At 69.8% G+C, this 12,252-nt stretch carries 14 protein-coding genes; 11 read left to right on the top strand and 3 right to left on the bottom strand.

The window, feature by feature from the left end; translation table 11 throughout:
- From EPN29_10745 to EPN29_10715, 7 genes are all read left to right on the top strand, one after another.
- Positions 1–252, top strand: coding sequence for a ferredoxin family protein (locus EPN29_10745; protein ID TAN31693.1), 252 nt, complete (start codon positions 1–3; stop codon positions 250–252).
- A gap of 3 nt (positions 253–255) precedes the next feature.
- Positions 256–930, top strand: a complete 675-nt coding sequence (locus EPN29_10740; protein ID TAN31692.1) for a DUF2249 domain-containing protein — start codon at positions 256–258, stop codon at positions 928–930.
- 138 nt (positions 931–1,068) lie between these two features.
- Positions 1,069–2,286 carry a NarK/NasA family nitrate transporter gene (locus EPN29_10735; GenBank protein TAN31691.1) on the top strand — a complete coding sequence of 406 codons (1,218 nt, stop codon included), beginning with the start codon at positions 1,069–1,071 and terminating at the stop codon, positions 2,284–2,286.
- 53 nt (positions 2,287–2,339) lie between these two features.
- A complete protein-coding gene (locus EPN29_10730) occupies positions 2,340–2,540 on the top strand; it encodes a hypothetical protein (protein ID TAN31690.1) in 201 nt (66 codons plus the stop codon).
- An 84-nt stretch (positions 2,541–2,624) separates the two neighbouring features.
- Positions 2,625–2,936 carry a hypothetical protein gene (locus EPN29_10725; protein ID TAN31689.1) on the top strand — a complete coding sequence of 104 codons (312 nt, stop codon included), beginning with the start codon at positions 2,625–2,627 and terminating at the stop codon, positions 2,934–2,936.
- A 62-nt stretch (positions 2,937–2,998) separates the two neighbouring features.
- A complete protein-coding gene (locus EPN29_10720; protein ID TAN31688.1) occupies positions 2,999–3,250 on the top strand; it encodes a hypothetical protein in 252 nt (83 codons plus the stop codon).
- Positions 3,247–3,675, top strand: a complete 429-nt coding sequence (locus EPN29_10715) for a PIN domain-containing protein (GenBank protein ID TAN31687.1) — start codon at positions 3,247–3,249, stop codon at positions 3,673–3,675. The genes EPN29_10720 and EPN29_10715 overlap by 4 nt, the downstream gene beginning before the upstream one ends.
- A 27-nt stretch (positions 3,676–3,702) precedes the next feature.
- Here the strand turns inward: EPN29_10715 and EPN29_10710 are convergent, their stop codons facing one another.
- Complete coding sequence (locus tag EPN29_10710; protein TAN31686.1) at positions 3,703–3,969, bottom strand: hypothetical protein; 267 nt, start codon at positions 3,967–3,969, stop codon at positions 3,703–3,705.
- Positions 3,970–4,090: 121 nt separating this feature from the next.
- On the opposite strand from EPN29_10710, the gene EPN29_10705 reads away from it, so the two are divergent.
- From EPN29_10705 to EPN29_10690, 4 genes are read left to right on the top strand one after another with little or no spacing between them, the layout of a single operon-like run.
- On the top strand, positions 4,091–4,870 hold the full coding sequence (locus EPN29_10705; protein ID TAN31685.1) for a cyclase family protein: 780 nt from the start codon (positions 4,091–4,093) through the stop codon (positions 4,868–4,870).
- Positions 4,867–5,619 (top strand): xanthine dehydrogenase family protein subunit M, encoded by a 753-nt coding sequence (locus tag EPN29_10700; protein ID TAN31684.1) that lies wholly within the window; start codon positions 4,867–4,869, stop codon positions 5,617–5,619. Before EPN29_10705 ends, EPN29_10700 begins: the two co-directional genes overlap by 4 nt.
- On the top strand, positions 5,616–6,098 hold the full coding sequence (locus EPN29_10695) for a (2Fe-2S)-binding protein (GenBank protein ID TAN31683.1): 483 nt from the start codon (positions 5,616–5,618) through the stop codon (positions 6,096–6,098). Before EPN29_10700 ends, EPN29_10695 begins: the two co-directional genes overlap by 4 nt.
- Positions 6,095–8,431, top strand: coding sequence for a xanthine dehydrogenase family protein molybdopterin-binding subunit (locus tag EPN29_10690; GenBank protein TAN31682.1), 2,337 nt, complete (start codon positions 6,095–6,097; stop codon positions 8,429–8,431). Before EPN29_10695 ends, EPN29_10690 begins: the two co-directional genes overlap by 4 nt.
- On the opposite strand, the gene EPN29_10685 is transcribed toward EPN29_10690, so the two are convergent.
- Both EPN29_10685 and EPN29_10680 read right to left on the bottom strand, forming a co-directional pair.
- Positions 8,404–10,218 (bottom strand): hydantoinase B/oxoprolinase family protein, encoded by a 1,815-nt coding sequence (locus EPN29_10685; GenBank protein ID TAN31681.1) that lies wholly within the window; start codon positions 10,216–10,218, stop codon positions 8,404–8,406. The genes EPN29_10690 and EPN29_10685 overlap by 28 nt on opposite strands.
- Positions 10,215–12,248, bottom strand: a complete 2,034-nt coding sequence (locus tag EPN29_10680) for a hydantoinase/oxoprolinase family protein (GenBank protein TAN31680.1) — start codon at positions 12,246–12,248, stop codon at positions 10,215–10,217. Before EPN29_10680 ends, EPN29_10685 begins: the two co-directional genes overlap by 4 nt.
- Between the last annotated feature and the right edge of the window lie 4 nt (positions 12,249–12,252).

Here is a 12,252-nt window from a genome sequence, read left to right as displayed (position 1 = left end):
ATGGCTTACGTCATCGCCCAACCCTGCATCGGCGTCAAGGACGCGTCGTGCGTCGAGGTCTGCCCCGTGGACTGCATCAAGACCGACGCCGCCGCCGACCAGTACTACATCGACCCCGACGAGTGCATCGATTGCGGCGCCTGCGTGGATCCCTGCCCGGTCGACGCCATCTTTCCCGAGGACGAGGTCCCACCGCAGTGGACGCAGTTCATCGCCGTCAACGCCGACTACTTCAAGACGGCCGGGAGGTAGGTGATGTCAGATCTCGCCTTCAACAGCAAGCTGACCTGGTCGGTGGAATCCGGCTCGGGCTTGATCGAGGTCGGCGGCCAGGCCGTCGAGTTCTCGGTCCCGGCATCGATGGGCGGGCTCGGCGCCGGGACCAATCCCGAAGAGCTCCTGCTGAGCGCGGTCGGCGCCTGCTACACAGCGACTCTCTCCGCGCTCCTGGCGGCGGCCCGCTTGCCGATTGCGTCCCTGGCGGTGCGGGTCGAGGGCATCGTCGCCGACTACCCGGGTCCGAAGGCAGGGTTCTCCGCGATCATCGCGAGCCCTACTTTCACGGGCATCGAGGGCGGCCGGAAGCCCGAGTACGAGAGCGCCGCCGCGAAGGCGCGCGAGCGCTGCTTCATCGGCAAGCACCTGGGGCCGCAGGTGAGCTACCGGGTGGGAGAGGTCCAGTTCGCCGAAGCCCCGGCGCCGGCCGGCAACGTGCTCGACGTTCGCACTCTGCCGCCACCGAGGCGCCACGAGCTCATCTTCAACCGGCTGGCCGAGCTGGCGGGCGGGGACGTGATCACGCTGGTGAACGACCACGACCCCAAGCCGCTGCACTACCAGCTGGAGGCGACCCAGCCCGGCCGATTCAGCTGGGATTACGTGGAGCAGGGACCGGAGGCGTGGCGCGTCCGCATCGCACGGATCGCGTAACCCCGTTCGGCCTGCCCGAGAAGGGACCTTCGGCCCCGTTGCGCCTGGGGTCCAGGCGGCAGACTCGGGGCATGGCACCTCCCGTCTGTAGTTCAGGTGAGGATTTGGAGATGTCCCGTCTCATCCAGCCGCTGAGGGATGAGCTGGCGCAGGCCCATGCCTGAAAGCGACCCGATGCGGCAGCTGAAGGCGCTGTCGCTGGCCACCGTCGCCTTCTTCACCTGCTTTTATGTTTGGGCCCTGTACGGGCCGCTCTCGCCGGTGCTTCAGCAGGACCTCGGGCTCACAGAAGTTCAGGTCGGGTGGCTGGTTGCGATTCCGGTCATCCTCGGTTCCCTCATGCGGGTGCCGATGGGCGTCCTGACCGATCGGTACGGCGCGAGACGGACGTTCCCGCCGTTGATGGGCTTCACCACGCTGACCCTGCTGGCGCTCGCCGTCTGGCATCTCAGCTTTGCCGGCCTGGTCGCGTTCGGATTCCTCATGGGTTTTGCGGGCGCGTCCTTCGCCGTGGGGGTGCCCTTCGTGAGTCGCTGGTATCCGAAGGCAAGGCAGGGGTTCGCCCTTGGGGTCTACGGCATGGGGATGGGGGGCACGGTGCTCACCGGTCTGACCGCGCCCTTCATCGCCCAGACGTGGGGCCTGGCCGCGCCGTTCATCGCCGGCGCCGTCCTGGTCCTGGCGGTCGGGCTTGGCTTCCTTTTATTGGCCGAGGAGCCGCCCGCCCCCCGGCCGGCCGCCGCGCCTTGGCTCGCTCCCTTCAAAGTGATCGCCGGCGAGCCTCGTGCATGGGCGTTCACCCTCTTCTATTTCGTCGCCTTCGGCGGATTCGTGGCGATGTTCCTCTACCTGCCCCAGCTGCTGGTCGGCGTCCACGGGCTGACCCGGCCGGACGCCGGCGCCCGAGCGGCCGGCTTCGCATTTCTGGCCGTGCTGGCGCGCCCGCTCGGCGGCTACCTCTCCGACCGTTTCAGCGCCCAGCAGGTCCTGTACGTGAGCTTCATCGGGACGGCCGTCCTGGCAGGCGTGCTCGCGCTCGAGTACCAGAGCATGGTGCCGCTGACGATCAGCTGCCTGACCATGGCCGTGATGCTCGGTCTCGGCACCGGCGCCGTCTTCAAGCTGGTCGCGGGGGAGTTTCCCGCCCAGGTCGGGGCGATGACCGGAGTCGTCGGGGCGGCAGGCGGGCTGGGCGGCTTCTTCCCGCCGCTGGTCATGGCCTCAGTGAAGTCGGCCACCGGCAGCTACACGATCGGTTTCGCCCTGCTGGCCGCGGCCGCGCTGGTCTGCACCGCGATTCTTCGGGGGATGAGGTCAAGCGCCCCGTCGAACCTGACCGTGCCTGATCGCACGTGACCGGCCCGGCCGGCCTACTTCCCGACCCGGGGCCACCGGCTCCCTAGGCCGCGTTGCGGGGCGCCCTGGCGGAGGTGTGGCGGGAGATCGAGGGCGCGGTCTCGGCCGTCCGGTCCGCGACCCGCGAGCAAATGCCGCTCGCGCTGGCGGCGGTGGTCGATCTGCTGGTCGGTGAAACGATCCCGCGCATGCGCGCCGAGGCGGCATTCCTGCTGCCGCTCATCGCCGCCCTCCCACAGGTCAGCGAAGGCTGATCGCGGCGCGGCCTCGAGCTCAGCCGGCTTGCCGAATCGCTCTCGATCCTGGCGCTACCGCCGCGGAGCTCCGACCTCGATCTGGTGACGCGCAAGACCTCGGAGCTCGCCCGCCTGCTGGCCGCGCAGCGGGAGTCTGAAACCAGAGCCCTCGTCGGGCTTTGCGGCCTGCATCTCGACGCCGGCGCAATCCGTGGAGTCGGTGAGCGACTCGAGGGGGCGGCGGCGGCCGAGAGCGGATCTCTATTGAGGGTGGAAGAACCGCCACGCTTGCCGACCGAGGCGATTGTGATCCGCCACAATCCCAAGCTCGCTCGCGTCGTTCCGGTGCGGGACGCGGACCGCCCGCCATCCATCCGCAGATTGCTTGGGGCGCTGAGCACGGGGTGGAGGTGAAGGGAGGAGGCTCGGGCCGATATGTGTATGCTATGAGCATGCTGACTGAACGACTCCAGGTCTTGATCACACCACAGCAGCGGCGGCGACTCGTCTCCGAGGCCGAGCGCCGGGGCTCGACGATCGGGGGGCTTGTACGGGAGGCCATTGATTCGGTTGTCGGCGGGGTTTCGGCGGATGATCGCCAGCGCGCGGTTGAAGAGATCGCCGCGATGCACCCCGTGAGATTCGTGGCCCCAGATGATCTGGACCGGTTGATCGAGTCCGAGCACCGACGGCCGGCGAAGCGGGTTTCGAAAACGACCCGCAGGTGACCTTCTTCGTCGACGCCAACATCCTGGTCTACAGCGCCAGCGCCGGTCGGTACCGCTCCCCCTGCCTCGAGATACTCAGGGCCATTGCCGTGGGCGGCGCCGACGGCAAGACCTCGCCGGCCGTGATGGAGGAGATGTGGTTTCTCGAGCTGTCGGCCAAGGCCGGCGATCTGAGAGGTCTCACTCGCCGCAGCTACACGGTTCTGGCGCCGCTGCTCCCGGTCACCGACGAGATCTTCCTCGCCGCCCTGTCACTCCGAGCTCCAAACCTCGGCGCGAACGATCGCATACACGCCGCCACATGCCTCAACAACGGCATACGCACGATCGTCAGCGCCGACTCGGGGTTTGATGGCATCGCGGGCCTGCGTCGAGTGGACCCGCTCGATGAACGAGCCTGGAAATCTCTGATCGCATCGCGCTAGTGCGGCGACCAGGACCCCTGCCGTGACTCAATCGTCGCGCTTGGCTTGCCATTTGAGCGCGCTGGGTGCGTAAGACCCATTCGCGCGCCGCCGAAGGGTCGTCCACGAGTGCTGCTGGGCCGGCGTGCCGAGACCGACGATGTCTCCGACCTCGATCCACTCAGGATCCAAGGACTGGGCGTGGGTGATCGCCTCCTCGCGCGAAGCGAAGGTCTCGGTTTCGACCTCGCCCGCATGCCGGATCACCTCGACCTCCCATCCCTGCCGGTGGGCCACTCGCACGAACGTGCTCATGTCCAGAAGATAGCAGTGGCCGGGCTGGGGTCGACCGGCGACGCGGTCGCTAATATGAGCCGTCCACGTCTGCGCGGCGTCGAATAGGAAGGTCGATGCATAGCGTCCGCAATCCAGCGCCATGAGATTCCTCGACCTGACGCAGGACTTCTCGCTGCACACGCCGGCGTTCGCGGGCTACGCCGGACCGGCGATCCGATGGATCAAGCGCCTGGCCTTCGACAAGGCCGGCGGCCAGGAGATCACGATGACGCTTCACGTCAGCACTCACCTGGACGCCCCGGCGCATTTCCTCTCCGGCGGCAAGTTCATCGGCGAGCTCGGGCTGGACTTCCTCATCGGCCCCGCCTGCGTCGTCGACCTGGAGCGCATGGGGGTGGGCGACTACGAGCTTTACGGGCCGGAGCACTTCGAGCGCTGGGAGAGGGACACCGGTCATCGGATCGAGCGTGGCGACATCCTCGTCATCCACACCGGCTATCACCGCTACTATCCCGAGAACTGGGCCGATCGCACGCAGGTGGATGAGACCAGGTACTTCATCCGCCACCCTGGGCCGGCTCGCGCCTTCGCCGAGTGGGTGCTGGAGCGCGGCGTGCGCTGGATTGCGGTCGACGCCGGGAGCGCGGACCACCCGATGAACACCGTCATCCGGCGCATTCGCGCCGACGAAGCCGAGGAGGCGGAGAAGAAGCTGGGCCGCAGCCTTGGCGAGCTCTTCCCGAAGGACGACTACCAGATCATGCACACCCTGCTCTTCCCGCATGACGTCGTCCACATCGAGAACCTGGGCGGGCAGATCGACCAGGTGCTCGACCAGAAGATCTCGTTCGGCTGCTTTCCCTGGCGCTTCCAGGGAGGCGAGGCAGCCCCCTGCCGCGCCGTGGCCATCCTGGAGTGAAGCCGCCTCCGTTCGAATACCACGCCCCGACGACGATCGCGGAGGCGTGTGCGTTGCTCGCCGGGCTGGACGACGCCAAGGTGCTGGCGGGCGGCCAGTCCCTGGTTCCGCTGCTCAACTTCCGGCTCGCGCGCCCGTCGCACCTGGTCGACATCAACCGGGTAAGAGGACTGGACGCCATCTACGAGCGCGATGGGGGTGTTGCTGTCGAAGCGCTCGCCCGCCAGGCCGATGTCGAGGATTCCGAGGTGGTGGCGCGCGTCTGCCCGCTGCTGTCCGCAGCCATGCGCCTGGTCGCCCACCGCGTCATCCGCAACCGCGGCACCTTGTGTGGCAGCCTCGCCCACGCGGATCCGGCTTCCGAGCTCCCGGCTGTGCTGCTGGCGTTGGGCGGCCACGTCGTCGCCCGCTCGACGCGCGGCGACCGCGTGATCTCCGCAGAGCAGCTCTTTCGCGGCGTCATGGAGACCGCGCTGGCGCCGGAGGAACTGCTGGTCGAGGCGTGGTTCCCGGCGGTTTCGGGTGCTTTCGCGATCACCGAAGAGTCGCGGCGGCACGGCGATTTCGCGCTCGCCGGCGCCGTGCGCGCGGCCGAGCGCCTGGCGCTGTTCGGCGTCGCGCCCACGCCGGTGCTGGCCGATCCCAAGGACCCCGGCCGTGGGCTGCAACCGAGCGGCGACCTCGAGGCCACGCCCGAGTTTCGAGTTCACCTGGTGCGGGTCCTCGCGCGTCGGGTCTTCGCGGCGTGAAGGTCAACGGCGTCACGTACGCCCCGCCGTCGGATCCGCGCCGGCTGCTGTCGGATCACCTGCGCCACGACCTCGCCCTGACCGGCACCCATGTCGGCTGCGAGCACGGCGTGTGCGGCTGCTGCACCGTCCTGCTGGACGGCGCGCCGGTGCGGTCCTGCCTGCTGTTGGCGGTTCAAGCCGAGGGTCACGACGTGACGACCGTCGAGGGCCTGGCTGCTCCCAGCGCACCCCTGCACCCCGTGCAGCAGGCCTTCCACGAATGTCACGGCCTGCAGTGCGGCTTCTGCACGCCCGGCTTTGTGATGTCGGTGGTCGGGCTGCTCCGGCAGCATCCCGAGCCCACGCCCGAGCAGGTCGAGGAGGGCATCGCCGGCAACCTCTGTCGCTGCACCGGCTACGCGTCGATCCGCCGCGCGGTTCGCCGGGCCGCGGAGCTGTCGCAGCGGCCGGGCGCGCGCGGGGCGCGTTCAGGATGATCACCAGGTGGTTCGGCGCCAGGGTGCCGCGGGTCGAAGACGATCGCCTGCTGCGCGGATCGGGCCGCTTCACCGACGACATCGACGGAGGCGCGCTCGAGGGCTGCCTGGTGCGATCGCCGCACGCCCATGCCCGCATCCGCTCGATCGATGTGAGCGCGGCGCGGCGGGCGGCCGGGGTGACCGCCGTCTACACCGCCGCGGACCTTCCGTTCGGCGATACCGACCTGCCGATTCTCATCCCACACCCCAACCTCACCCACGGCCGGACCCAGAGGTGCCTGGCATCCGACGTCGTGCGCTACGCCGGCGAGGCCGTGGCCTTCGTGGTCGCCGAAGACCGCTACCTCGCGGAGGACGCGGCCGACCTGGTCGAGGTCGACTACGAGCCGCTGCCGGTCGTGATCACGCCGGAGGCGGCCGCCCGCGCCGAGCGCCTGGTTCACGACGACGTCCCCGGCAACGTGGCGGCCGAGATGATCCAGGAGGTGGGCGAGGTGGAGGGGGCGCTGGCCGCCGCGCCGCATCGCCGGCGCCTGCGCCTGCGCTTCGAGCGAGGCGCCGCGAGCCCGATGGAGGCGCGTGCCGTCTGGGCACGGTGGTCGGCCTCCGAGCGCAGGCTGACCGTCTACGACTCCACCCAGTCGCCAACCTCGATCAGGGGCGGCCTGGCCGTGCTGTTCGGGCTGCCCGAATCGAGCGTCGAGGTCATCGCACCCGACGTGGGTGGGGGTTTCGGGCCCAAGATCATGCTCTTCTACCCGGACGAGCTGCTCGTGCCGTGGGCGGCGATGCAGCTCGGCCGCCCGGTCAAGTGGACCGAGGACCGGCGGGAGCACTTCACGGCCGTCAACCACGAACGCGGGCAGGTCCACGAGGTCGAGGTCGGCTTCGACGGGGACGGCCGCGTGCTCGCGCTCAGCGACGATTTCATCCACGACGCCGGCGCCTACACGCCGTACGGGATCATCCTTCCCATCATCACGGCGGCTCAGGTGCCGGGCCCGTACCGCGTGCCGAACTATCGCGTCCGCTTCCGTGATGTCTACACCAACGCCACCCCGACCTCGCCATATCGCGGGGCCGGCCGGCCCCACGCCTGCTTCGTGATGGAGCGGACGCTCGACGCCATCGCCACCGCACTGGGACTGGACCGGGTCGAGGTTCGCAGGCGAAACCTCATCCAGCCGGATGACTTTCCCTACGAGCTGGGCGTCGCCTGGCAGGACGGCAACGAGGTCATCTACGACAGCGGCAACTACCCGGCGCTGCTCGAACGAGCGGTCCAGATGCTCGGGCCCCGGCCGGCCGGGGACCACGTCGGGATGGGGCTTGGCGTTTACGTCGAAGGCACCGGCGTCGGGCCCTACGAAGGCGCCCACGTCCAGGTCCTGGTCTCGGGGAAGGTCGTGGCCGCAACCGGCGTTCCGAGCCAGGGCCAGGCTCACGCCACGGTCTGGGCGCAGGTGGTTGCCGACCAGCTGGGCGTGGACGTCGCCGACGTCCAGGTGACGAGCGGCGACACCCGCCGTTTTCAGTGGGGTGTGGGCACCTTCGCATCGCGGAGCGCGGTCACCGCGGGCAACGCGATGGCCGTCGCCGCCGGCATGGTGGCCGAGAAGGCGAGACAGATCGCGGCCGAGCATCTGGAGGTGGATCCGGCCGACCTGGAGCTGGCCGGCGGCCGGGTGCGGGTGAAGGGCTCACCCGACCGGGGCATCTCGCTGGCCGCCGCGGCCGTGCTCGCGAACCCCGTCCGGTACGCGTTCGGAGGCGGCACCGATAAGGCCACCCAGTTCGCCGGCAAGGCGCGCCCGGGGCCGCCGCTGCGCGAGGGCGAGCAGCCCGGACTCGAGGCGACTGGATTCTTCAGCCCGAGTGGATCCACCTGGGCGTCGGGTTGCCACGCGGCGTATGTGCGGGTCGACCCACAGACGTACCGGCTCCAGATCCTCAAATACGTGGTCGTCCACGACTGCGGTCGCGTCATCAACCCGCTCGTGCTCGAGGGTCAGATCGAAGGCGGTGTCGCGCAGGGCATCGGGGGCGCGTTCTACGAGCGGCTGGCGTACGACCAGGAAGGTCAGCTCCGAAATGCGTCCTTCATGGAGTTCCTGATGCCCTACGCCACCGAGGTGCCCGAGATCGAGATCGACCACATCGAAACGCCGTCACCGCTCAACCCGCTCGGCGTCAAGGGGGCGGGGGAGGCGGGAGTGATTCCCGTCGGCGCCGTCATTGCGTCGGCGGTCGAGGAGGCGCTCGGAGTGCCGATCACCGAGATGCCGCTCTCACCGCTGAAGCTCTACGAACTGTCCCGCAGCGCCACGTAACCGGGCCCGCGGTCGAACAGCGGCCGCTCGCGCCCGGGTCGCCGCAGCTCGACGATCCGCCCGTCGCGGATGATCACGCCGTAGTCGCGCTCCGCGGACTCCGCGGAGACCAGGCCGCGCGCGACGTCCTCGAGGACCAGCTCCGGCTCTCGCTCGAACGGGTCGCCCCAGCCGCCGCCGCCGGTCGTGCGCAGGCGCAGCAGCGTCCCGGCGTGCAGCGGCACATCATCGTTCATGCCCGGCAGCGCGGACCCGTCCACCGAGGCCTCGTACGGCAGCCCGGCCAGGCCGCCGGCGACGCCGTAACAGCCGAGCCGCCCCCGGTCCGCGGTGGAGACGAACCACGCGTCGCGCAGCAGGCGTATGTGCTTGTCGTAGCCGAGCCCGCCCCGGCGCCGGCCCGGCCCGCCCGAGTCGGTGGCCAGGGCCAGCTTCTCGATGAGCACGGGAAAGCGCGTCTCGGCGAACTCGGCGGGCAGGTTCTTGGAGTCCGGCACGATGTGGATGGCGTCCGATCCGTCGGCGTAGAAGCGGCCACCGGAGCCGCCGCCGAGCACCTCGCGGAGGAGATACCACCGGCCGTCCTCGTCGGTGCCGTGGATGCCCCAGTAGCGGATCGTCTCCTGGTCGGCCGGCATCCGGCCGCCCACCGCCTGCGCGATGCAGCCGGCGAAGACGCCGAGGAGGCGCAGGATCAGGAATGAGCGGGCGTTGGTCGGGGCCGGGAACTCGGGAGTGACGAGCGTGCCCTTGGGCGGGAAGCGCAGCTCCAGGAGGTCGCAGATCCCCTCGTTGATGTCGAGCTCGGCCGCCCGCTCGGGCGATGGGGCCAGGTTGCGCAGGATGCAGGCCATCCACTTGCGCAGGAACAGGCCGTCGGCGTAGTCGCCGGCGTGGTTGATGGGGCCCTTCGCCTGGGGCCCGGTGCCGGTGAGGTCGCACACGATCTTCTCGGACGTCTTGGTCATGGTCATGTGCAGCACGTGCAGCCGCGGCGGATCCACGCCGTCGTGCTCGATGTAATCCTCGAACTCGTAGGTCCCGTTGGGGATCTTGGGCAGGATCTCGCGCCGAAAGGTTTCGGCGCACCGCCGCACCAGCGCGTCGAAGCTCGCTTCCACGGCCTTCGTGCCGGCGCGTTCGAACAACTTCTGCAGCTGGCGTGCGCCCATCTGGCAGGCGGCGACCTCGGAGTCGAGGTCGCCCGCGAACGACTCCGGCGTGCGTGAGTTGCGCACGATCACGCGGTACACGTCATCGTTGCGGACCCCGGCTTTGAAAAGGCGGACCGGCGGCACCATCAAGCCTTCCTGGAAGGCCGACGTGGCGTGGGCCGGCATCGAGCCGGGGACCATGCCACCGATGTCGTCGTGGTGGCCGAAGGCCTGCACGAAAGCGACCACCTCGCCTTCGTGGAAGACCGGGACCGTGGTCGTCAGGTCGGGCAGGTGCCCCACCGATCCCTCCGACAGATACACGTCGTTGTGGTAGAAGACGTCGCCTTCGCGCATCTCCTCGATCGGGAAGTCGCGCACGACGGGCTGGACCATGGCCGAGTACGAGCGGCCGGTCAGCTTGCGGCAGCGGCGGTCGTGGACGCCGGCGCGGTAGTCGTGCTGGTCGCGGATCATCGGCGAGCGGGCGGTGCGCTCGATCGCCGCCTCCACCTGGGCCTCGATCGAGTGCAGCGTGCCCTCCACGATCTGGAGGAGGATCGGATCCACCTCTTCGACCGGCGGGGATGTCCGGCCGCCGGCGGCCAGGGTGGGGGGGCGGAGCCGGCTCACCTCGTCAGCACCAGGTTGCCCAGGCGGTCGACCTCGAGGCTGAAGCCGGGATCGACGACCGTCGTCGAGCCGTACTCGTCGATGATCGCGGGACCGTCGGCGCGGAAGCCGGCCGGCAGCGCCTCGCGTCGATAGACGGCGAAGCCGCCGCGCTCGCCGCTCGGCCGGCCCGAACCCCCGGCCGCCCGCGCCGGACGTGTCAGCTCGAAACCCAGCCGCGGCCGGTCGATCAGCCCGATGCCGGTGAGCTTCCAGTTGACGAACTCGACCACGTGGTCTCCATCTCGGTAGGCGTAGCCGTAGATGCGCTCGTGCGCCGAATGGAAGCGTTCCAGGGCGCCCGCGGCATCGAACGCGCCCGACACCGGGATGGAGATCTCGTGCGCCTCTCCCAGGTAGCGCGTGTCGACCGAGCGCTGCAGCACCATTCGCGACTCGGGCACGCCCTGCGCGGCCAGCGACTCGCGCGCCGCCTGCTCAAGGCTCTCGAACGCGCCGGCGACGGCCGCCTCGTCGACCCCGTCGTGGCGCTGGACCCGCGTGATCACGTAGTCGTCCTTGAGGTCGACCGCGAGCAGGCCGAATGCCGAGACATTGCCGGGGCTGGGCGGCACCAGCACCGTGCGCAGCCCGAGCAGCTCCGCGATCTGCGCCGCCTGCAACGGACCCGCGCCTCCGAATGCCACCAGGACGTCCCCGCTGGGATCGATGCCGCGCTTGACGGTCAGCTGCAGCACGGCATTGGCCTGGTTGTGAGCGGACAGCTGGAGGATCCCTTCGGCCGCGCGCTCGAGGGTCAGGCCGAGCCGTGCGGCGATCGCTTGCACGCCTTGGGCGGCCAGCGACGCGTCGAGCTGGATCGAGCCGGCGATCGCGGCCGGCAGACGCCGCAGGACGACGTGGGCATCGGTCACCGTCGGTTCCCTGCCGCCCGCGCCGTACGCCATCGGACCGGGCACGGCCCCGGCGCTTCGCGGCCCGACCCGCAGGCCCCCGTCCGGCGCGATCCACGCGATCGAGCCGCCGCCGGTCCCGATCGAAACGATGTCGATCATCGGCATGCGGACCGGGAACGGTCCGATGCGGCCGTCACGCGTGAGCTGCGGCTCGGCCGCCTCGACCAGGCAGACGTCGGTGGAGGTGCCTCCGGTGTCGAGAGTGATGACCCGTTCGTAGCCCGCCTGGCGCGCCAGCCAGCTCGCGCCGAGGGCTCCGGCCGCCGGGCCCGACAGGGCGGTCGATATCGGACGGCGCGCCACCCCAGCGGCGGACAGGACGCCGCCGTTTGATTTCATGATCAAAAGCGGGGCCTGGGGCGCGATCTCCTCGAGCTTGCGCTCGGCGCGCGCGAGGTACCCGTTGACATGCGGTTTGACGAAGGCGTCGACCAGGGTCGTGACCGCCCGCTCGTACTCGCGGTACTCGGGCCAGACCTCGCTCGAGATCGAGACCAGCACGTCCGGGTTCTGCTCGAGCAGGACGTCCCGCATCCGCCGCTCGTGCGCGGGGTTCGCGTAGGCGTGAAGGAAGCAAACCGCCACCGCCTTGATGCCCGACTCCCGCACCCATCGCGCCGCGGTGCGGGCGTCCTCGTCGTCGAACGGCGTGAGCACGGCGCCGCGAAAGTCCAGCCGCTCCGTCACCTCGCGGACCCGCTCGAGCGGAACGATCCGATCGGGCTTGACCCAGAAATAGGAGTTGCCGTAGCCGGAGGGGACGCTCTGGCGTGCGATCTCCAGCACGTGGCGGAACCCGCGCGTGGTCAGGAGCGCCAACGAGCTGAAGCGCTGCTCCAACATGGCATTGGTCGCGACCGTCGTGCCATGCGCGACCGACCGCGGCGTCATCTTCGGCGCACCCCGCACCCCCCCGGCCTGGTCTTGACCCTCGAGCAATTGGCGGATGCCCTCGACCAGCGCGCGGGCGGGATCGTCGGGGGTGCTCGCGACCTTCAGCTGCGTGGCGCGCCCTGAATCCTCCAGCAGCACCAGGTCGGTGAACGTGCCGCCGGTGTCGACGCCGATCCTCATCGCC

The organism is bacterium (assembly GCA_004299235.1).
GTDB lineage: Bacteria > Chloroflexota > Dormibacteria > Dormibacterales > Dormibacteraceae > SCQL01.
This window is presented reverse-complemented; position numbering and strand designations above follow the sequence as displayed.

Coding starts and splice junctions, on each gene's coding strand:
- EPN29_10745 (TAN31693.1), top strand. CDS start 1: ATGGCTTACGTCATCGCCCAACCCTGCATCGGCGTCAAGGACGCGTCG.
- EPN29_10740 (TAN31692.1), top strand. CDS start 256: ATGTCAGATCTCGCCTTCAACAGCAAGCTGACCTGGTCGGTGGAATCC.
- EPN29_10735 (TAN31691.1), top strand. CDS start 1,069: ATGAGCTGGCGCAGGCCCATGCCTGAAAGCGACCCGATGCGGCAGCTG.
- EPN29_10710 (TAN31686.1), bottom strand. CDS start 3,969: ATGAGCACGTTCGTGCGAGTGGCCCACCGGCAGGGATGGGAGGTCGAG.
- EPN29_10705 (TAN31685.1), top strand. CDS start 4,091: ATGAGATTCCTCGACCTGACGCAGGACTTCTCGCTGCACACGCCGGCG.
- EPN29_10690 (TAN31682.1), top strand. CDS start 6,095: ATGATCACCAGGTGGTTCGGCGCCAGGGTGCCGCGGGTCGAAGACGAT.
- EPN29_10680 (TAN31680.1), bottom strand. CDS start 12,248: ATGAGGATCGGCGTCGACACCGGCGGCACGTTCACCGACCTGGTGCTG.